The 23,973-nt window shown below is 38.8% G+C and carries 11 protein-coding genes and 2 pseudogenes; all 13 read left to right on the top strand.

Annotated elements, in window-relative coordinates:
* The first annotated feature begins 4 nt into the window (after positions 1-4).
* Entirely contained in the window at positions 5-3,583 is a 3,579-nt protein-coding gene (locus Bccel_RS15045) for a tetratricopeptide repeat protein (RefSeq protein WP_050753499.1), read from the top strand.
* 137 nt (positions 3,584-3,720) lie between these two features.
* A complete protein-coding gene (gene bglS, locus Bccel_RS32605) occupies positions 3,721-5,424 on the top strand; it encodes a beta-glucanase (RefSeq protein WP_457920564.1) in 1,704 nt (567 codons plus the stop codon).
* A gap of 281 nt (positions 5,425-5,705) precedes the next feature.
* Positions 5,706-7,565: a carbohydrate-binding protein gene (locus Bccel_RS15030; protein WP_036942018.1), complete on the top strand. Its 1,860-nt coding sequence runs from the start codon at positions 5,706-5,708 to the stop codon at positions 7,563-7,565.
* Positions 7,562-8,452: a hypothetical protein gene (locus tag Bccel_RS15025; RefSeq protein WP_036942015.1), complete on the top strand. Its 891-nt coding sequence runs from the start codon at positions 7,562-7,564 to the stop codon at positions 8,450-8,452. The genes Bccel_RS15030 and Bccel_RS15025 overlap by 4 nt, the downstream gene beginning before the upstream one ends.
* 68 nt (positions 8,453-8,520) lie before the next feature.
* Complete coding sequence (locus tag Bccel_RS15020) at positions 8,521-9,669, top strand: urease accessory protein UreH domain-containing protein (protein ID WP_036942014.1); 1,149 nt, start codon at positions 8,521-8,523, stop codon at positions 9,667-9,669.
* A gap of 202 nt (positions 9,670-9,871) precedes the next feature.
* Positions 9,872-10,177 carry a hypothetical protein gene (locus Bccel_RS15015; protein ID WP_036942010.1) on the top strand — a complete coding sequence of 102 codons (306 nt, stop codon included), beginning with the start codon at positions 9,872-9,874 and terminating at the stop codon, positions 10,175-10,177.
* Positions 10,178-10,415: 238 nt separating this feature from the next.
* A pseudogene (locus Bccel_RS15010) lies at positions 10,416-13,293 on the top strand (carbohydrate-binding protein).
* A gap of 14 nt (positions 13,294-13,307) precedes the next feature.
* A pseudogene (locus Bccel_RS32365) lies at positions 13,308-16,659 on the top strand (glycosyl hydrolase family 95 catalytic domain-containing protein); the annotation flags it as partial.
* Positions 16,660-16,734: 75 nt separating this feature from the next.
* Positions 16,735-16,881 (top strand): dockerin type I domain-containing protein, encoded by a 147-nt coding sequence (locus Bccel_RS31550; protein ID WP_242857077.1) that lies wholly within the window; start codon positions 16,735-16,737, stop codon positions 16,879-16,881.
* A gap of 45 nt (positions 16,882-16,926) precedes the next feature.
* On the top strand, positions 16,927-17,847 hold the full coding sequence (locus Bccel_RS32595) for a glycoside hydrolase 43 family protein (RefSeq protein ID WP_242857018.1): 921 nt from the start codon (positions 16,927-16,929) through the stop codon (positions 17,845-17,847).
* Positions 17,817-19,169 (top strand): carbohydrate-binding protein, encoded by a 1,353-nt coding sequence (locus tag Bccel_RS32590; RefSeq protein WP_476748374.1) that lies wholly within the window; start codon positions 17,817-17,819, stop codon positions 19,167-19,169. Before Bccel_RS32595 ends, Bccel_RS32590 begins: the two co-directional genes overlap by 31 nt.
* Positions 19,170-19,240: 71 nt before the next feature.
* Positions 19,241-22,012 carry a carbohydrate-binding protein gene (locus tag Bccel_RS31535; protein ID WP_166433568.1) on the top strand — a complete coding sequence of 924 codons (2,772 nt, stop codon included), beginning with the start codon at positions 19,241-19,243 and terminating at the stop codon, positions 22,010-22,012.
* A gap of 72 nt (positions 22,013-22,084) precedes the next feature.
* Positions 22,085-23,971, top strand: a complete 1,887-nt coding sequence (gene ccsA / locus Bccel_RS14990) for a cytochrome c biogenesis protein CcsA (RefSeq protein WP_036942006.1) — start codon at positions 22,085-22,087, stop codon at positions 23,969-23,971.
* The last annotated feature ends 2 nt before the right edge of the window (positions 23,972-23,973 follow it).

Here is a 23,973-nt window from a genome sequence, read left to right as displayed (position 1 = left end):
AAGATTGTATATAAAAGCTAAACAGGATAAATCGTATAATATGCCCTATTTAATAGAGCGTGACGATGCTATGGCTAAATTTCACAGTTTCTTAAAACACTTACATGAAATGAAGCGGGGAGTATTAAGGATTGTGGGGGTTCCTTATTCTGGGCGGACATTCTTTTTGAATGCTATAGAATGTATAGCTTCACAATGCAATTATGAAGTTATTTCTCTTTTGACAAATCAATATCTTAAAACAAAAGAACATGCTGTATTAGTATCTGATACCAATAAAACTCAATTGAATATTAGTAACGTAAGCCAGCAATATGCTGAAAGCATATTAACTGAAAAACTATTGAGTAATAAGAAAAACGGACTTGTTATACTTGTAGATGATATTGGCCAGTTTGACTCTGAAGCTATAAATCTTTTATGCAAAATTATAATCGATAAAAGATACATAAATCTTGCTTTGGTATACACAAATGAGCCTAAAGCAGTAAAAGGTTTAGACTATATTGGTGCACCTTTATATGAAACTATAAATTTAGGTCCCTTATCTCCACAAGGATTACGTTCGTGGATGAAGGAAGTGTTTTGCTGGGAGTCTACGGATAATTTCCTTGAATGGTTTTATAATGAGACAATGGGTTTGCCTGGACTCATAAAGGATGGAATTCAGTATTTATTAGGAAATGATGTTTTAATACATGATACCAAATGTGGATTTATTATAAAAAAGGAATATTCAAATTTAAGATTAGATAATGGAAGACAAAGGAATAATTTTAGGCCTAAAAACAATCTACCTTTTGCTTTAACCGAATTTGTCGGACGTGAGGATGAGATTGAGAAAATAAATAATTTGCTTGGCCGTGTAAGGCTTGTAACGCTTACAGGGTCTGGTGGAATAGGTAAAACAAGGCTCGCGCTGCAGGTTGCATCCATGCGGCTTTATAACTATAGTGATGGAGTTTTTTTCATTCCGCTTTCAACTGTTACAAATTCAGATTCTATAGCATCACATATTGCTAAATCATTAAATATAGCTGAAATTAAGGGTCAACATATTTATGATACTTTAAAAGGTGCTTTATATGACAAGAAGTGTCTCATAATACTTGATAATTTTGAACATGTTATTGATGCTGCTTCAATAGTTACTGAGCTTCTCACCTCTACTTCAGGTTTAACCATTCTGGTAACAAGTCGAGAACCCTTAAGAATTTCAGGTGAGCATTTATTTAATGTTCCACCATTAGAATTAGTGGATTTTGGGGAAAAGACACCAATTGAAAAATTAATTCAACAACCTGCTGTTACCCTTTTTTTGCTGCGTGCCAAAGCTGTTAAACCTGACTTCAAAATTACTGAAAAAAATGCAAAGAAAGTTATTGAATTATGTGCTTACTTGGAAGGCATACCTTTAGCCATTGAGCTTGCAGCAGCAAACATAGAACAAATTTCTGTACACAATTTGCTTCACCAATGCCAAAACAGGTTAGTGTGGCTAAATAATGGAGCCCGTGATCTAGAGGATCGTCAACGTACCCTTAAGGATACCATCGAATGGGGATACAACTTACTTAATGAGACTCAAAAAAGGTTATTTCGAAGACTGGGTGTATTTGCCGGCAAGTTTGATTTAAAAGCAGCACAAGCTGTAACTAATTGTAAAAACGACATTGAAAATCTATTGGAAACAATGGCTTGTCTACTAAGCAAGAGCTTTTTAACAAAGGTAACTGAAATTGCTGATGAGAGCGAAGATAGGTTCACTATGCTAGAAACAATACGTGAGTATGCAGCTGAACTATTATCAATTAGTGGGGAAGAAAACTATATAAAAGATTGTTATTCCAATTACTACCTGTCACTTGTTACTGAAGCCGAGTTTAGCATGAATGGACAAGAGCGTCAAAGATGGCTTTCTGAATTGGAATTTTCCCATTCAAATATAATAAATACTTTAAAACATTTACAAATGACTAATAGTCTTCAAAAAGAGTTAAAATTAACAGGAGCAATGGGATATTTTTGGGAAGTCCGTGGCTTCTGGAATGAAGGTGTTTCCATACTTGAACCTTTAGTTCAAAGATGTGGAGACTCTATAGAATCAAAAGATTACATTAAAGTATTTGAGTGGTTTGGAAGATTAATCCATTTGCAGGGCAATCCAGAGAAGTCAATTTCGATTTTTAGAAGAAGTCTGTCACTTGCTAGGGAAATTGGGGATCTAATGGGGGAAGCTGCTATACAATATAAGTTATCGTTAGCTGTAAGTATGCTGGGCAATCTTGAGGAGGAAGAAAAACTGGCAAATAGAAGTTTGAACATATATTACCAAATTGATTATAAGCCTGGAATTGCAGAAGTTCTTCAGCACCTTAGTCTATTATATTACCAAAAGGGAGACTATGTAAAGGCAGAAGAGTATTCGAGTGAGAGTTTGAAAATCTGCAAAGAATTAAAAGACAAGTGGGGTATAGCCAGGGCTCTCTGGAGGCTTGGATTTGTAGCGAGAGGTAAGGGTATTTTTGATGAGGCAATGGAAATGATTAATGAATATCTTATGTACTGTGAAGAACTGGATGATAAAGAGGGTATTGCAAATGCTTTGATAAGCATAGCTGAATTATCAAGATCACAGAGCGAATATGGTATTGCAGAAGATTATTATTTAAAGGCCCTTAATCTTTCCTATGAATTGGGATATAAAGCTATAATAGCTCGGGTTCTTAAAGATATGGGTGAGATAAACAGATACAGAGGGGATTTTAACAAGGCTATGGTATTATATAAGGAAAGTTTGGCTGTATCGGAAGAAATAGGGAGTTCTGGAGAAGTTGCATGGCTTTATCGTAATATAGCAGAACTGGAACTTAAGACAGGCAACTTTTTGAAAGCTGGGGAGCTTTATATTAAAAGCTTGAATGTTTTTTGCGACAGCAAAGAGAACACAATCATGTTTGTTTTTTTGGTATTGGGAGGACTTGCAGGAGTCTGTGCCAAACTGGAAAAATCGGAAAGAGCCGCTCGCCTGTTTGGAGCAGCCGACAGACTTTTTAATGTAGTAGGAAATCTTATATCGAAAAATGATATTTCCGAATACACTAAACGTCTTATGGAGCTTCGAGATATTATGGATGAAGGAGAGTTTGATAAAGCATGGCGTGAAGGCAGTCAGATGAGTATGGAAATGGCTATAGATTATGCCAAGGAGATAATAAAGGATGACAAGTTTGAAAAAAATATGGCTAAGAAAATGATTGATTATATACATTTAAACTTCTCAAGGGATATTTCTCTAGATGAAATATCAGAGTACTTTAATATGACTCCAGCATACTTCAGTACTGTATTTAAATATTATACAGGCTATAATTATAAAGATTATCTAAATTCATACAGAGTTAAAGTGTCAAAGGATCTTTTGCAAAACAGTAATTTAAAGATAAACGAGGTTGCCAATAAGGTTGGGTGCATCAATGTAAATACATTTATACGTATATTTAAAAAGTATGAAGGCATGTCACCTGGTCAGTATTGCATAGCGATTCAGGAAAAAACATCAAATCATATTCCAAAAAAATAGATATAAATCAAAAGTATTAAATATTTATACCACCTGGACAGCTAATATAGAATATAACTAGAGACTATTGAGTTTTGGGGATGTGACACCAAACTTCTAGCTCTTTTATATTTTATTTTTTTAAGGGGGTTTTTTTATTGAAGAAGTTTCTTGCTTTGGTGGTTATTATCTTTATTGCTGCAAGTATGATCCCTTTACAGCTTTTTGTTTCATCTGATGCATTTGCTGTTGGATCGAATTTTTTTGAAGAATTTACATCATTCAATTCCAATTGGGAATACCGTTCAGGTGCTAACGGTTCTCCTTTCAACTGTGTGTTTAGTCCATCCCAGGTTACTTTTGCAGATGATAAGATGGTTCTTAATCTTGATAGGGACAATTCCGGCTCCGGCTATCCTTATAAAGGGGGCGAATATCGTACTTCCAACTTTTATGGGTATGGATATTACGAAACAAAAATGAAAGCTGCAAAGAATACCGGTATCGTCTCCTCGTTTTTTACATATACAGGCCCATCAGATGGTAACCCATGGGATGAAATTGATATTGAATTTCTAGGAAAAGATACCACTAAAGTCCAATTTAACTGGTACAAAAACGGCAAAGGTGGGCATGAGTACATATATAACCTTGGATTTGACGCTTCGCAGGCTTATCATACTTATGGATTTGACTGGCAGCAAAATTCAATTACATATTACATAGACGGAGTGAAGGTATATACAGGTACACAGGAGATACCCTCTACACCAGGTAAAATAATGATGAACCTTTGGCCGGGAATTACTGTTGATAGCTGGCTTGGAGCATATGATGGTAAGACCCCATTAAAGGCCTATTATGAGTATGTCAGATATTCAAAAGAAGGCTATACCAGACCAAGCCCAAGCTCATCGACTCCTACGCCGACAAGCACTTCTAAACCTACAAACTCGAATTTTTTAGAAGAGTTTGCATCATTCAATTCCAATTGGGAATACCGTTCAGGTGCTAACGGTTCTCCATTTAACTGCGTATTTAGTCCATCCCAGGTTACATTCGGGGATAATAAAATGGTTCTTACACTTGATAGGGACAATACTGGCTCCGGCTATCCTTATAAAGGTGGGGAATACCGTACTTCCGGCTTTTATGGTTATGGATATTACGAAACAAAGATGAAGCCTCCCAAAAATACTGGTATTGTATCATCGTTTTTTACTTATACTGGGCCTTCAGATGGTAACCCATGGGATGAAATTGATATTGAGTTTCTAGGGAAAGATACCACTAAAGTCCAATTTAACTGGTACACAAACGGCAAAGGCGGACATGAGTACATATATAACCTTGGATTTGATGCTTCACAATCTTATCATACTTACGGATTCGATTGGCAGAAAAATTCAATAACTTATTATGTAGACGGAGTGAAGGTATATACAGGTACACAAGAGATACCCTCTACACCAGGTAAAATAATGATGAACCTTTGGCCGGGAATTACTGTTGATAGCTGGCTTGGGGCATATGATGGGAGGACTCCATTAAGTGCATACTATGAGTACGTCAGGTATTCGAAAGAGGGGTATACCGGTCTAAGTACGCCTACCCCCACTAAGTCGAATACTCCTACAAAGTCAAATACTCCTACACCTACGAATACTTCTAGTCCTGCATCAATAGGGGATTGTAATAAAGATGGTGTTATTAATATGGCTGACGTAATTGAATTGGCATGCAGATTTAATAAAACTAGTGGAGATATGATGTATAATCTAGTATATGACTTAAACAATGATGGTGTAATAAATATGGCTGATGTTATAATTATTGCTTGTAAGTTTAACACAATATGTTAACTCAAATTTAGCATGGCTCATATGGCATTTGGCAATCTATAAGCAAAAAAATAGTTAATTTAATTTAAGCAAATTATGATTAAAATATAAAATTTTCTTATTTAACAGGCATTCCTTCTGATCCCATGGATGCCTGTTTTTATTTCATAACTAAAAATATTTTTCATATGCCTAATTTAAACAATTATATTACTGCGAATAAGTATTACGAAAAGAGACGTTTGGTGGTTCATCGAAAAATGTTAAAAATGAAATAAGAATTATGGGGGGTTGAGTATTTTATGAAGAAAGTATTGTTTTTGGCAATTATGGGTATTATGGTTATTGTGTTTACCACGTTGATGGCTTTAAATGCAGGGGCATGGGATAACGGTCTTGCCAAAACACCACCAATGGGGTGGAACAGTTGGAACATTTTTCACGAAAACATTAATGAAACACAAATCAAACAGATTGCAGACGCAATGGTAAGCTCCGGTATGAAGGATGCGGGTTATATATACTTAAATCTCGACGATAACTGGATGGCCAATCCCGCACGTGATTCCAACGGATTCCTTATATCTGATCCTAAGCGTTTCCCAAGCGGTATAAAAGCTTTGGCGGATTATGTACATGCAAAAGGTCTTAAGCTTGGAATATATGGAGATCGTGGGACTATGACGTGTGCAAATGTTCCTCAAAGCGGAAGTAAAGGGTATGAGGACAGAGATGCAAAAACATTTGCTTCATGGGGTATAGATTATTTAAAATACGACAACTGTAATATACCGAACGGAAGTGATATGAAAACCGATTACCAGAAAATGCAGACCGCACTAGCCAATTGCGGAAGACCTATAGTATTTAGTATCTGTGCATGGGAATACCAGAACTGGATGCCTGCAACCGGTAATGTATGGCGTACCACACGTGATATTGTGGATAAATGGGATGCTACGGGTCATCCTTATGGTTTCGTAGGTATAATAAATTCAATTGACCAAAATTCCAAATACACAAATTCAGCAGGACCCGGGGCATGGAATGATCCAGACATGCTGGAGATTGGAAACGGCGGCTGTACAACAGAGGAATACCGTACGCAGATGAGCATGTGGTGTATGATGGCATCCCCCCTTCTTGCCGGTAATGATATAAGGAACATGACACAAGCTACCAAGGATATTCTAATGAATAGGGAAGTAATAGCTGTAAACCAGGATCCGGCAGGGAAACAGGGCTACAGGGTTAAAAGCTCAAATGGTAATGAGGTTTGGGTAAAACCACTTGCAGACGGTACAAAGGCAGTTGCATTACTTAACAGAAACTCCAGTACCTCCACCATAGCCGTTAACTGGTCGGATATAGGAATAACAGGTAGTGCAGTAGTTCGCGACTTGTGGGCTAAAGCTGACAAAGGAACATTTAATGGATCATATTCTGCATCAGTACCTTCACACGGCACAGTCGTACTTAAGATATCTTCCGGACCAGTGGCGACACCAACTCCAGCACAAACACCAACTCCAGCACCAACACCGGTACCAAGAAGTGCCTTTTCAAAATTGGAAGCAGAGAGCTACAACGATATTAGTTCTTCATCTATTGAAAAAATAGATACTGCTGATGGTGGAAGAGGTGTAGGTTATATTGAAATGGGAAACTATCTGGTATATAAAAATATAGACTTTGGGATTGGTAGCACCTCCTTTAAGGCTCTAGTAGCAGATTTATTAAATATAGAGATTGAACTAAGATTGGATAGTCCAACTGGTACATCCTTAGGTACATTAAAGGTTACTGAAACTGGTGATTGGAATACATATCAGGAGCAAAGTTGCAGCATTAGCAATGTCAAGGGCGTTAATGACCTGTATCTGGTATTTTTAGGACCTGTAAATATTGACTGGTTTACATTTGAAGGATTAAAGAATACGCCTGCACCGACAATTAATGTGAATACACCTACACCGCCTGTTGTTGCTACAGGAGATTTAAACAAAGACGGTGTAATAAACATGGCCGATGTAATTATTTTAGCAGTTGCATTCAATTCAATCCATGGAGATATCAAGTACAATAAATTGTACGACCTGAACAATGACGGTGCAATAAACATGGCTGATGTAATAATTATTGCTTCTAAATTTAATACATGAAAAAGTATGCATTTCTTTATATACTTGCCATAGTAATTTTGGCAGTAGTTATAACAAGCAGATACTTTAATCCGGATAACAGGATGGAGTTTAAGTCCGGGGATACAATACCTTCAAGTGTTAAATTTGTTAATGCTTACGGGGAAGATAACAGAATAAGTGATGTGAAAAGTAAATATAAAGTTGTTTTCTATCTTGACAGCACAAATGATGAATCCATAGTAAGGCTGGATTGCATATCAAAAATTATTAATTTAATAAATATTGAAGGTATAAGTTATTTAATAGTTTGGGACGGCCGGATACCTGCTGAAAAGATAAAGGATGCAGGCATTGACTCAAAATATAATTATTCCCTAGAGGACAAGGTATCCTTGAGTGAGTCTAAGCCTACAGCATTTCTCACAGATGAAAACAACAAGATAATTATGGTTACCGGTTACAGTTACATATCATTGATAAATGAAATAATTGAGTTGGGCGAAAAAAGGGATTTAAGCCACAAGGCCGGTGAAATGATTATTAGGAATGTTTCAAAGTCCGGTGCATTTAGTAGGAAAGATAAGGAAAAAACACTGCTGATGTTTATGTGGTCAGGCTGCAGAAAGTGCAGGGAACACGAAGAAATTGCAAGGAAAAATATTGATTCCATGCAGAAAAAGATAAATGTAATTACAATAAGACCGGATTTTGATATAAGACAGGATTATGACAAGCATTACGAGATTGATCCTCAAGAGATATATTTTAATATATATTCTTATGCTTATGGTATTGAGGCGAGTCTCCGTAAATATCCATTGTTTGTTATCTTAAATAGTGACAATTCAATTGAAAAATTATTTACAGATGTAAATGAAGCAGTTAAATATACATTGGGATTATAAAATAAAACAGGAAGTATTATTTAACCATGCAATAATAGAATTTGAAATGAATGATTGGTGATAATGAAATGAAAAAGTTCTTGGTTTTCCTTTTAATATCGTTGTTTGTGATGCAGGGCATTGTTTCAAAGGCCTTGACTGAAGATAAAGATAATGTTCTTGCTGTGTACTTTTATAGTCCCACTTGTGCTTCATGTGCAAGCATAACGGATTTCCTTGAGAGATTGAACCAAAGCCATAAAAACTTTAATTTAAAGAAATATGATATTTCCGATTTGAGAAATAAAAGCCTCATGGACAAGTATAGCGAGGCTTACAAGGTTTCATCGAAAGATTATGGAATTGTTCCGGCTATTTTCATTAGAGACAAGTATTATTCAGATGAAAAAACTTTAAGGAACAATCTTGAAAAGGAAATTAACAAAGCCGGCTTCAAAACCCTTGAGATTGATAACTCAATTGTAAATCACGAAAATGATTTACGGAGGTTTGAGGGCTTTAAAGTTATGGGCGTATTGTTGGCAGGGCTTGCAAATGGTATAAATCCTTGTTCCATGTCCATGCTGCTTTTTTTCTTATCTCTTTTGACAGTTAAAAATATAAAGATACTAAAAATAGGATTTTCCTTTATAATAGGTAAATTTTTGGCATATATGCTGCTCGGAACTGTATTTTTCAAGCTTTTGTCAATATTCAATTTCAGTTTCCTGAATGTATTAATGAAGATGCTTCTTGCAGTAGTACTGCTGATCCTTATAATAATGAGCATACAGGACTTTTTTGCAGCTAAAAGGGAGAGATATGACAGAGTATTTCTGCAGCTTCCGGAGGTGTTAAGAAGGTTTAACCATCGTATGATTAAAAAAGCATCTGGCTTTACTAAACTAAATATAATACTTTGCATAAGCTTTTTTCTTGGAATGATCACATCATTAGGAGAGTTCCTATGTACCGGGCAGATATATCTTGCAACTATAATTACAATTTTTCAGACCGATTCACAATTAAGTAATCAGGCGTTGGTTTACCTTATATTATTTAATCTTGGCTTAATTTTGCCACTTATCATACTGACTTTGATAGTTTATAAGGGCAGGGAGATTTTCGAGGTCTCGGAGGCAATAAGAGAAAGGCTTCATATTATAAAAATAACTAATGCTCTTATTTTTTTTCTGTTCGGTACTATATGTTTTGCAATAATCATTTTAGATTTTTAATTATTGCAAAACATTTTCCTTGATCCATATGTTGCGAAAAATCCATTATTTAAATGCAAATGAAGACGATTCAACTGCATTTGCATATGTAAGATCTTTTTCGCAACATATATATTGTATTTTTGTTTTTTTAATTTCTCACAACAGCGATCAAGCTTGGCAAATTGGCAAGCGACTTTGTTTGGATATGGTGGTGTAGGCTATGCAACCTAAAAAAATCACATTTATTAATCAAAATGGTAGGACTGAGCTTTGGTGTAAATTAAATTCACTACCTTTAAAGGAAGAGAAAATAATTGAAAAGAGTATTGAATTGTTCAATGATCCAGAGCCTTGTATTATTCACAGGTCATTTGTAATCAAGAAGATGTTGATGGAAATCAGTGAGTATTTAGAAGAGGTGCTTCCGGAGGGAAAAGGCCAAATAATGTGTGACAAAATTCCCAATAGTGTTAGAGAGCTTATGTGTATAAGTAATGATGTGCTAATACTCCAATTAGACTTGTAGAACATGAAATTTTCAGAATTATGTAATTATAAGTCTGATAAATATATTGTTTGTTAACTAAAAATATTTATCATACCTCATATACCTGACTTAAATAAATATATTACTGCGAATAAGTAATACGAAAAAGATATATCAAAAGATTAAGAAGAGAAAAAACTACTTATTTGGAGGGGGAATTGTCTTGAAAAAAATGTCAATTAAGAGATGCGTATTATTGCTTACAACTTTGCTGTTCATGGTATCTGTTTTTTCAGTCAATCCAGTATTCATGCATACCGTAACAGCTGCGACTCAAGCGACTTATTATGTATCACCCACAGGCAATGACAACAATCCGGGTACTATAAGTGAGCCTTTTTTGACTATCACTAAAGCCCGAGACGTAGTACGGACCTTAAACGGTAATATGACAGGAGATATATACATATATCTTAGAGGAGGCACCTATAATATTACCAGCACTATTACTTTTGGACCACAGGATTCAGGGACAAACGGATACAGGATATATTATCAAGCCTATGAGGGTGAAACGCCTGTTTTAAATGGTGCAACAAAGGTTACGGGTTGGACCCTGCACAGCGGTAATATATATAAAGCTCAGTTGAACCGCACAACTAAATTAAGGAACCTTTATGTTAATGATCAGAGGGCTTCAATGACCAAAAAAACCGTCACGGCCAGAGGTGGATACGGGACTTATTCCGTAACTGCGGGACAAGCCAGTTGGGCTTGGACAAGCGGTAGTAAGAGCGACGGGGCTCAGTATAACTTGGCGGATGTACCGGTTATTGCCAGCAACAAAGATGATCTTGAGATAGTAAATGGTACCACCTGGAACGAGAATATAGTTTGTACAAGGGATGTGATTACAGCTGGTAATTACAGAGTACTTCTTTTGCAACAGCCATATGGGGCTATAGCACAGACACCGGGCTGGGGGGCAGCCTTTACCGCATCCGGGACCCATACGATATACAACGCATTCGAATTCTTAAATTCTCCAGGACAATTCTATTTTGATAAGACCACCAAAACCCTTTATTACTATATCCGGCCGGGTGAGAACATGGCTACTGCCGATGTAGAGGCTCCTGTTGTGGAGAAGCTCATAGAAATTGCCGGAACATCAACTACAAACAGGGTAAAGAATTTAACCTTCCAAGGAATTACCTTTGCAAATACCGATTATAGTCTTGTTAATGTTGCAGGCTCACATGGTAAGTCAACATGTCAGGCTGCACAAGCTTTTATAGCCTTTTATAATGATAATTGGCATAATACAAAGTATGATCTTGTTGATACATTACCTGGAATGATCAACGTAAGTAGCAGTGATTCTATCAACTTTATAAGAAATACAGTGAAGCACAGCGGCAGTGATGGAATTTCCATGGTAAACGATGTAATTAATTCCAATATTATTGGCAACTATATAACTGACATAACATCAAGCGGAATAACGGTGGGGCATCCTCAGCATGTCTATATCGGAAACGGCGGAAATCGTGCAAAATATGCTACCGGTATAGAAGGAGTATGTAAGAGTATTAACATTACAAACAATATGTTGTACAACACCAGTACTGCCCCCGGATTTGGGGATGTGCAGCCATAACGGCATACTTTGTAGATACAGTCAAAATAACATATAACCACGTTCAATCCACTGCATATAATGGTATCCATTTGGGGTGGGGATGGAAAGAATTCCTTGATTCAACTACATGTAAAAACAACACAATAAGTTACAACAGGATTATTGATACCTTAACAAGGCTTCATGACAGCGGTGCAATATATACCATAGGACAGATGCCTGGCACTAACATTAATGAGAATTATGTAAGGGGTATACCTCCGGCAACATCAGGGCCTACTTACGGGCTGCATAACGATGAAGGAACTGCTTATATCAATGAAAACGATAATGTACTGGATATAGACCCAGGAGTTAAGTATACCATTAACTGTGAAGATTTTGGACAAAAACACCACCTTACAATACTAAGGACCTATGCAACAGTTAATAAAATGGGCGTTAATCCTCCAAACAGTAAAATTGACCCGCCAGTTGTAGTTTCGGATAACGTATGGCCTTTGGCACAGTACAATACATGTTTGAATTCGGGAATTCAGGAAGAATATAGAAACATTATACCGGGTAGTCTGCTCTCGACACAGGATTATGTATTTCCTGCAAGCTGTGCTACGACAGCAGGTACAAAGATGAATATTAGAAGCAGTGGAAATTCTACTAATACAATATGGTTTGCCCAACAGGAACTACAAATTTTGTTGAGGGAGCCACAATGACAAGAGCAGTTGGTGATGCTACATCTATAACAGCACCTTATACTGCAGGTACCTATAAGCTGTTTGTAGTTAGTTCACAAGGAGTAAAGCTTGGTGAATCTAATGCAAAGTTAAGGGTTACAGGTTCGGCAACACCACCTCCAACAGGTCCTGTTACACCAACACCTACTTCTGGTCCTCGCTCAGCCTTTACTCAAATCGAGGCGGAAGATTTTAACGGCCAATCGGGAGTACAGTTGGAAAATTGTAGTGAAGGCGGTCAAGATGTGGGATATATTGAAAATGGTGATTATATTGTTTACAACAATATCGATTTTGGCAGTGGAGCCACAAGTTTTCAAGCAAGAGTAGCATGCAGCTCAGGCGGAGGCAATATTGAGATCCGACTGGACAGTATTGATGGTACTTTGATAGGGACATGCCCTGTTACAGGGACCGGTGGTTGGCAGACATGGGATAGTGTAACATGCGATGTCAGCGGGGTAAGCGGGCGACATGATCTTTATTTTAAGTTTACCGGAGGCAGCGGCTACTTGTTTAATATAAACTGGTGGAAGTTTGGTACTGCAGTTTCAACGCCTACGTCAACCCCTACATCAACTCCCACATCGGTGAAAAATGTTGATGTAGACCATAATGGTGTTGTAAACATGGCGGATGTAATTCTTATAGCAAGTGCGTTTAATACAGTTCAAGGTGATGTCAAATTTGTTGAATCATACGACTTCAATAGTGATGGAGCTGTTAACATGGCGGATATAGTTATGATTGCGGCAAAATTTGGCAATATACTTTAATAGGAGTGTTGTAAATGAAGCATGGTAAAATGCTTATTAAGAGAGTTGGAGTAATTTTCTTGGCATATGTCCTGGCGATGAATTGGAACTTACCATTTAACAGTTCTTCCAAAAGTTCAGGATCCTTTGCCGCTGCTTTGGATAATGATCTGAAATTATGGTACAACAGTATGGCCGGAACGAACTTTTCCGGTAATGCCTATGATAACAATGAAGCATTTTATAAAGCACTGCCATTGGGTAACGGTCGTATCGGTGCAATGGTTTACGGTAACTATCCGGATGAGAAAATTGATTTAAATGAAAGCACCTTTTGGAGTAGTGGACCTGGCAACAATAATAAAGCTGGAGCTGCAAACTCTTTAAAAACAGCTCAGGACCAGTTGTTTGCCGGCCAATACAAAAACGGAGATGCCACCATTAACAATATGATCGGTGGGGGCAAGCAAGGTATCAATCAGTCGGGGAATTGAATTTGGCCTTTGGCCACAGCTCGGTATCCGGTTATTCTAGACAGCTGGACATGAATACTGGCGTAGTTTCCAGTGATTACACCTATAATGGTAAAAAATATCACCGTGAATCTTTTGTAAGTTATCCTGATCAGGTTATGGTGACCAAAATAACATGTAGTTCAGCTGGATCGATATCTTTTACTGCAGGTTATTCATCTTCCCTTACAGGTCAATATAATGTTTCCACTGCAGGTTCGGATACCCTTGTGATGAATGGGCATGGGGATAGCGACAATGGTATTTCTTATGCTGTATGGTTTTCAACACGCTCAAAAATTATACCAACCAATGGCTCGGTCTCAGCTAATAATAATAAAATATCTGTCTCAAATGCTGATTCAGTAGTTATTCTAACCTCTGTCCGTACCAATTTTGTCAATTATACTACATGTAATGGAGATGAGAAAGGAAAAGCAACTACAGATATTACAAATGCATCGGCTAAATCTTATGATACCTTATTTAGCAATCATATTCAAGATTATCAGGGCTTATTCCAGAGAGTGGATGTGGACCTGGGAGGCAGCGGCAGTGAAAATAGCAAACCGATGCCTCAGCGTATATCTGAATTTTCTACTACCAACGACCCGAAACTGGCAAAGGTGCTTTTCCAATACGGACGGTACTTAATGATCAGTGCTTCTCGTGATTCACAACCCATGAACCTTCAGGGAATCTGGAATAAATTCCGCAACCCTGCCTGGGGATGTAAATTAACCACCAATATAAATTACCAGATGAACTATTGGCCGGCCTTCACAACTAACCTGGCTGAGTGTTTCAAGCCCTTCATAGAAAAGGCAAAAGCATTGCAAACCCCTGGTAATGCAACTGCCCGTGCCCATTATAATATATCCAATGGATGGGTAGTACATCATAACACCGACTTATGGAACAGATGTGCTCCTATTGACGGTGCATGGGGATTCTGGCCAACCGGTGCCGGTTGGATTTCCAATATGTTGTATGATGCTTATAACTTTAATCAGGATACCAGGTATTTGAACGAAATTTATCCTGTAATCAGGGGTAGTGCCGACTTTTTACAAACCCTGATGCAATCTAAAAGTATTAATGGACAAAACTATCAGGTAGTTTGTCCCGGTACTTCCCCTGAAGTTTCAACACCCAGTGGTAGTGGTGGGCAAGGTGCATATTGCAGTTATGGGGTGACAATGGACAATGGAATTTGCAGGGAACTTTTTAAAGATGTGATTCAGGCCTCAAGGTTACTGAATGTTGACTCTGCGTTCCGTTCCACTTTAGAGTCCAAAGTGTCCCAGATCAAACCTGATACCATCGGCAGCTGGGGGCAGGTCCAGGAATGGGCATATGACTGGGACAGCAAGTCCGAGAAAAACAGGCACATTTCCCATATGTATAACCTGTTTCCCGGGATGGAAATTGGAAAACAAAGAACAGCTGCTCTTGCCAATGCGGCAATTGTATCCTTAAATGCACGTGGAGATGTGGGAACCGGTTGGTCTGAAGGTTGGAAACTCAATTGTTGGGCCAGGCTTGAAGATGGTCCTCATGCTTACAATCTTGTTAAACTTATGATAACTCCCGTTAACAGAGACGGCCGTCTATACGACAACTTATGGGATGCCCATCCACCGTTCCAGATTGACGGTAACTTCGGATTTACCTCCGGAATAGCAGAAATGTTGTCGCAAAGCCATAATAACGAAATTCAACTTTTACCGGCACTGCCCAGCCAATGGTCTACCGGTCATGCAAACGGACTTTGTGCACGGGTAATTTTACGGTTACACAAATGAACTGGTCCAATGGGGCTTTAAGTAATGTCACTATCAAGTCTAATTCCGGTAATGTTTGCAATGTGCGTTACGGTAACAAAACCATCAGCTTTCCGACTACGGCAGGAGGAACCTATCAATTGAACGGTTCTTTGCAGTTGGTAGGTAGCACCACAACATTAACAAATGTGGCTTTGAATAAAACAGTCACTGCTTCAGGTAATACTGCAGGTGAAGAGCCGGAAAATGCAGTGGATGGGTCAAATAGCACCAAATGGTGTCATGTTAACGGTATTAGTGGAGAGTGGTTAAAAGTTGACCTCGGTGTCAATTATGATATCAGCCGATGGGTGGTAAAACATGCGGGTGTGGCAGAAGCAATAAAATTTAATACCAGAGACTTCACTCTGCAAAAGAGTGACGATGGAAATGTATGGACTGATGTTGATGCAGTCCATGGAAATCAACAAAACATAAGTGATAGGAATATTCCCACCTTTACCGCAAGATATGTAAGGCTAAATATCAATACAGCCACACAGGATAACTCCGGTGGTGCCAGAGTTTATGAATTTGAGCTCTGGGGCAAATCTACCGATGGAAGTACTCCAGTGCCAACATCGATTCAGACTATGATCCCGACTCCAACTCAAACTCCGACCCCGACGCTTACTCCTTCTACGACTCCTGTTACAAGATCGGCCTTTACACAAAACGAAGCAGAGAGTTTCGATAAACAGTCGGGGGTCCAGACCGAAGCCTGTACTGAAGGTGGGGAGGATGTTGGTTATATTGAGAATGGTGATTATGTTGTTTACAACAATGTCAATTTCGGCAGCGGCGCGGCAAGCTTTCAGGTAAGATGTGCCAGTGCCTCTGGAGGAGGTAATATTGAGATAAGACTTGACAGTATTACCGGCCCATTGGTAGGAACTTGTCAGGTTGCATCAAACGGAGAATGGCAGACCTATGATGATGCAAAATGCAGTGTTAATGGAGCAAGCGGTATTCATAATCTTTATTTGGTATTCAAGGGCGATAGCGGCTACCTGTTTAATCTGAACTGGTGGAAATTCATTGCCGTACCTTCGACACCAACTGCAACACAACCTTTAATACCAACCCCTGCAAACAGTTCTGACATAAACCATGATGGTGTTATAAACATGGCGGATGTTATACTTTTGGCCAGCAGATTTAATACTGTTATAGGAAATGCAGGATATGTTGATGCATACGACTTGAATAAAGACGGGGCTATAAACATGACGGATGTTATTTTGATTGCAGCTAAGTTTAATACCATTGTTTAAAGAATTTATAGAAGAAAACTAAAGATTATCGAGGGAGGTTTAATTATGTTATTTGAAAGAAAGTCAAATAGGAGCTTTGGATTAAAAAAAGCCCTGATTATTCTGGTGGTATTATGTCTATGCCTTTCACAAACAGTCTTTACATATGCATGGCAGTCTGACAATGGAGACGGCACATTCACCAATCCGCCTTTATTTGCAGACTATCCGGATCCCAGTATAATAAGGGTTGGCAGTGATTTTTATCTAGCCACTTCCACTTTCGCAGGTGTACCAGGGTTGGTTATTTGCAAATCTCAGGATTTGGTCAACTGGGAAATTGTCAGTCATTGTATATCTTCATATACTGGTAATGCATATAACATGCAGGGAGGAACAAAATATGGTAACGGTTGTTTCGCACCTTCCATAGCGTATAAGAACGGTACATTTTATGTGGTTGTTACGCCTAATGGTGAAAGTACCCGTATTTATTATGCCAAAGATGTCGCTGGCCCTTGGAGCTGCAATATATTGAGCGGAAGTTATTTTGATCCTGCTTTATTTATAGAGGATGATGGAACTGCATATATTGCGTATGGGGGAGCCTGGCAAAACCAGATCAGTATGATACAGCTAAATTCCAGCTTAAGTGCTACAACCGGGGCGTCGCGAGTAATTCTTTCTTATAATAATGTTGAAGGTACACATTTAATTAAAGCTAAAGGAAAATACTATTTATTTAACGCTGTACCTGCTCAAAGATTAGTGTGTTCCCGTTCTAATACTCTCTGGGGACCTTATGGCGAAACTACAACCTTGTGTACTGCAGGAAAAGGCGGTCATCAGGGCGGTATTGTAGATCTTCCCGATGGCAGCTATTGGGGCTATGTACATCAGGATGATGGTGCAATTGGCCGTCCCACAAGAATCTGTCCTGTTACCTGGGAAAATAACTGGCCGAAGTTCGGCAGACCGGATATTTAGGGCAGATTGAGTCTAAATACACCAAACCTATTGCAAATAAACCGATTAAGGTACCGCAAGCTTCAGATGAATTTAACGGCAGTACTTTAGGACTCCAGTGGATGTGGAATCATAATCCGGACAATACAAAATGGTCCCTTACAGGTTCTGCTTTAAGACTAAAAGCTACTACCGGTAAGGATTTTTGGAATGCCAGAAACAGTTTAACTCAAAAAGGCCAGGGGCTTATAAGTACAGGTACCATTAAAATCGATTGTAGTCAAATGCAGCCTGGAGATATAGCCGGATTGGGAATGTTGGGCGATCCACGTGGCTATATTGCTTTGACCAAGGATCCCAAACGTATAATAATGTCAGAAGAAGAAAGCGTAAAAGCAACTGTCAATAATATAACTTCAGATATTTTATACTTTAGGGTAGAAATGAATTTTGGTAACAAGCAAGCCAAGTTTTTCTGGAAAGATGACACAAGGAATTGGCAGCAGCTCGGAACTACAATAACCATGGGCTTTGACTGGCAGTATGGGACTTTCCAGGGTGAACAATATGCTATTTTGAATTTTAATCCTTCCGGAAGTTCCGGTTATGTGGATGTTGACTGGTTTAGGCTAAATGATGAATCGGGACCAGACGGAAACCAAACACCAACACCTTCAGCGACACCCACAATGACACCTACACCAACACCAACACCTGGGCAAATATCAGCTTATACACAAATTGAAGCTGAGAGTTACAATGACCAGTTGGGAATTCAGACTGAAGCCTGCAGTGAAGGCGGCGAGGATGTGGGATATATCGAGAATGGGGATTATGTTGCTTACAAAAATGTCAATTTTGGAATCGGTGCGGCAAATTTCCAAGCTAGAGTAGCCAGTGGTGCAAGCGGAGGCAATATTGAGTTAAGGCTTAACAGTATTAATGGTACCTTAGTAGGAACTTGTCCGGTTACCGCAAGCGGCGATTGGCAGACCTGGACCACTGTAATGTGCAATGTCAGCGGTGTAAGCGGTACTCATGACCTTTATTTAAAATTCTCAGGTGACAGCGGTTATCTGTTTAATTTGAACTGGTGGAAATTTAATACTGCTTCGTTACCCACTTCGACATCTACACCTACATCTATATCTACATCTACGAACAGAATTGACATAAACAATGATGGTGTTATAAACATGGCTGATGTAATACTTTTGGCAAACGTATTTAATTCAGTCCATGGTGATTCCAAGTATGTGGAAGCATACGACATAAATAAAGACGGAGCTATAAACATGTCCGATGTAATACTTATTGCAGCAAAATTTAACGCTATTGTCTAGGTATTATAAAGGATTTCATAAATACAAATTATTTATAAAATTAAATTTTAACTAAACAGGGGGAATGAAAAATGAGAAAGAATTTATCAATAATAGTTTTATTCGTAATAATTTTGGTTTTTGATATCTCAACTTGCTTTGCTGACAATCCTATAGTACAGACTCTTTATACAGCTGATCCTGCACCAATGGTGTATGACGGCAGATGTTATTTGTATACCACTCATGATGAAGACACAATAGTTAATAACTTTTATACCATGAATGATTGGAGATGTTATTCATCCGAAGACATGGTAAACTGGACCGATCATGGATCACCGTTGTCTTATAGAACATTCAGTTGGGGGCAAGGTGATGCATGGGCCGCCCAGTGTGTATACAAGAATGGTAAGTTTTATATGTATGTTCCAATGACAAGAAAAAATGCCGGAGGTGCCAGAGTAATTGGTGTAGCGGTATCGGACAGCCCCACAGGACCATTCACCGATGCCCTTGGAAAGCCACTAATAACAAATAATGGAGCACAGGATATCGATCCTACCGTGTTTATTGACGATAACGGGCAGGCTTATCTCTATTGGGGGAATGGTAACCTTTATTATGTGAAGCTAAATCAGGATATGATTTCTTATTCAGGAGGTGTTGTCCAGGTATCTCCAAAACCAACGAGTTATACTGAGGGTCCATGGTTTTATAAACGTAATAATTTATATTACATGGTTTATGCGGGTATGGGAGGAGCTGGAAGTGAAGATATCCGATATGCTACAAGCACCAGCCCTACAGGACCGTGGAACTATAAGGGAGTTCTTATGGGTTCTCAAAACAGCTTTACAAACCATCCGGGAGTGATTGATTATAAAGGAAATTCCTACTTCTTTTATCATACAGGTAGTTTGCCGGGAGGCGGAAGCTATCACCGTTCTGTCTGTGTGGAACAATTCAAATACAATACCGATGGCACAATGCCAAGTATACCCATGACAAAAAATGGTCCAACCCAGCTTGGTAATTTGAATCCATATGTCAAAAACGAAGCAGAAACCATTTGTTGGCAGTCAGGTGTTGAAACGGAAAAATGCAGTGAAGACGGAATGGATGTTTGCAATATTGAAAACGGAGACTATATAAAGGTAAAGGGTGTTGATTTTGGTTCTGGAACGGTATCCTTTGACGCTAGAGTAGCATCGGCAACAAGCGGCGGGAAAATTGAACTGCGTCTTGATAGTCCTACAGGGACACTTGTTGGTACTTGCACAGTATCGGGTACAGGCGGGTGGCAGACATGGGCAACCAAATCCTGTACAGTAAGCGGTGCAACAGGGATACATGATTTATACCTGAAATTTACAGGAGGCAGCGGCAGCTTGTTTAATTTCAATTGGTGGAAGTTCACCGGTACTGATCCGATGGATACACCTACTCCAGATGTTACACCTACTCCCACCACCACTCCTTCACCTAAATCGCCTTATACACAGTTGGAGGCGGAAGATTTCGATGACCAGTCGGGAATCCAAACTGAAGCCTGCAGTGAAGGCGGCGAGGATGTGGGATATATTGAGAATGGAGATTATGTTGTTTACAACAATATCAACTTCGGAAACGGTGCGTCAAGCTTTGAGGCAAGAGTAGCAAGTGCTGCCAGCGGGGGTAATATTGAGATTAGGCTTGACAGCATTACCGGATCTTTAATAGGAACTTGTTCAGTTGCAGGAACGGGCGATTGGCAGACCTGGGGTAATGCAACCTGTAATATAAGTGGTGTAAGCGGTATTCATGATCTTTATTTAAAATTTACAGGAGGCAGCAGTTACCTGTTTAATTTGAACTGGTGGAAGTTCAACGCTAATGCTTCGACACCTACTTCAATGCCAACTTCATCGAGTAGTCCAGACTTGAACAATGACGGTGTAATAAACATGGCTGATGTAATAATTTTGGCAGGTGGATTTAATTCAGTCAGAGGTGAATCAAAATATGTTGCAGCATATGACTTGAACAATGACGGTGCAATAAACATTTCTGATGTAATAATTGTTGCAGGAAATTTCAACAAGATAATAACCCCTGTAACACCAATTTCAGCAACAGCAACTCCGACTGCAAAACAGACACCAACTTCAACAGCTGTTGCTAAATTCCATTGTTTTCTGCTTCTGGGACAATCTAATATGGCAGGATATGCAAATACCCAAGCCTCTGATAAGGTAGAAGACCCACGAGTGCTCGTATTGGGATATGATAATAACCCTGCTACTGGCCGAGTAACAGATCAGTGGGATGTGGCATGTCCACCTCTACACCCTGCCTGGCTTGACGCTATAGGCCCTGGTGACTGGTTTGGCAAGAGCATGATACAGAAAGTTCCGGCGGGTGATACTATTGGGCTGATACCGTGTGCTATCAGTGGTGAAAAGATAGAGACTTTTATGAAGGTCGGAGGTACCAAATATAGTTGGATTATCAATCGTGCAAAACTTGCACAGCAAAAGGGAGGCGTCATTGAAGGCATCATTTTCCACCAGGGAGAATCAAATAGCGGCGATACCAGTTGGCCTGGTAAAGTAAAAACACTAGTGGAAGACCTTAGAAAAGATCTGAACCTTGGTAACGTTCCTTTTCTCCCGGGTGAACTGCTATACAGCGGTCCTTGTGCAGGACACAATACATTGGTAAATCAGTTGCCTTCTTTAATTACCAATTGTTATGTAGTTTCAGCACAAGGCCTGGTTCAAGATCCTTCCGATACAACGTATCGTTTGCATTTTAGTCATGATTCATCAGTAGAATTGGGAAAACGGTATGCTGCAAAAATGATTGAAGCCCTTGGCTGGTAAGATGGTTTCAGGCTAATCTATAGGAAAACTTACTATGGTAGACAAAATAAAAAATAAAAAGCGGGGGTTTATATGGATTTATTGGGGACATGGATATTACGCTTTGCATTTGCAAGCGGCTTTATATCATTTATCCTTATAGTTTTTAAAAAGGAAACAGAAGTAAGAAAAAACCTTGGAATACTTATGGGATTAGTTTCATGTCTGGGGGTTTTGGTATCTTCTATTCTTTTGGTTTATTCTCTGGTAAAGGGAGTTTACTCCATTGAATATGTATATCACAATACGGAAAAATCACTTCCGATAATTTATAAAATTTCAGCTTTTTGGTCTGGAAGTGCAGGTTCAATGCTGTTTTGGACCTCGGTATTTGCAGTTTTACTTATTATTGTCTACATGAAAAGTATGGATAAAAGCTCTACCAAAACGGTATTTGGCACCATTATCTTTGTCATGACGCTTTTTATGTTTGTTGTAACCTTTATAAACAATCCATTTAAGCATGTATCTGAGCAAACAGATGGTTTTGGCCTTAACCCAGCACTCCAGAGTATTGGGATGGTATTTCATCCTCCTGTTATCATAGTAGCTTTTTCTTTTTTCTTTATAGCTTTTTGTTACCAGCTTTTTGACCTTAAGGAAAAAAACTCATCAAATGGCTTTGTTATATGGAAATGGGCAATATGGGGATGGATACTTCTTACTGCCGGAATTGTTTCTGGTGGGTTATGGGCATATACCGAGCTTGGCTGGGGTGGTTACTGGGCATGGGATCCCATTGAGAACTCATCCCTGGTAAACTGGCTGTTTGCTACAGCTTTTTTGCATGGTATCAGGGGAAAAGACCATGGATACGGCAGACAAAGGGTTAATTTTATGCTGATAACCATGACGGCATTCACAATACTTGTGGGAACATTCTTTGCAAGGAGCGGCTTGTTAAAATCGGTACATGCTTACAGCAGTCAGGGTGTAACCATTGTTTTTGGAGGAGTTTTAATAGTCCTGGCTGTATTAATTGTTTTCACATACTACAGAATTAAAAGGTTACATAGGGAAGGTTTGGAAGGTGATACTGAGGATAGAGGATCCAGGCTTAAAAAAGTGTTTTACTCTCTTATAAAGCCTGTAAATCTGTTCACAGCCTTATGTGTAATAATAGCTGTTCTGATTTTTGGAGGAACCGCCTTTCCCTTGTTTGGAGGGTTGTTTTTCAAGGATGCTTCGGTAACGTCGGCTGCGTTTTATGATTACAGTTTTGGAATCTTTGGACTTTTGGTGCTTTTATGCCTTGCAGTTTGCCCAGGTTTGTTTTCAGGCAGGAGGATACTCCTGATCCCTGGTGCAGTTATAGGTATTACAGCACTAATTGTGATGATTGTGTTTTCCAATTACGGATATCTTACAATGGCATCTTTGGCTGTTTGTGCAATGCTTGCAGTCAATTTTGCCATAGAGCTTATTAGAAATCAAAAGAAAATCCTATCTAATCCCAGGTATGTATCATTTATAATTTTACATTTTGCACTACTCCTTATGGCTCTGGGATTTACAGGCTCCCGGGGAATATTTTACAGCAGTGAAAAAATGCTGGATAAAAACAACACTTTGGAAATTCACGAATACAGCGTCAAATACAGGAATTTGTACTGGAAGGAAGAATTGGGCAAAACAACAGCTGTTGCAGTTATTGGGGTCAGCGGGCCTAAAGGCAGGCTTCAATTAAAGCCTGAGCTTTCTTATTATCAAAAAAAGAATATAACCCACTCCCGTGCAATAGTAAAAGCTGGAATATGGGAAGACCTTTATATCATTTTTGAAGGGATGGATGAAAACGACAGAATTTTAATAAAAGTCATGGTTTTAAGATGGGTGAGCCTTGTATGGATCGGAGGCCTTTTGCTGATTGTAGGTGCATTATTAGAGTACCTTTTTAAGCGAAAGGAAATTTATCTATAAAT

It is taken from the genome of Pseudobacteroides cellulosolvens ATCC 35603 = DSM 2933 (assembly GCF_001262605.1).
GTDB classification, from domain to species: domain Bacteria; phylum Bacillota; class Clostridia; order Acetivibrionales; family DSM-2933; genus Pseudobacteroides; species Pseudobacteroides cellulosolvens.
This window is presented reverse-complemented; position numbering and strand designations above follow the sequence as displayed.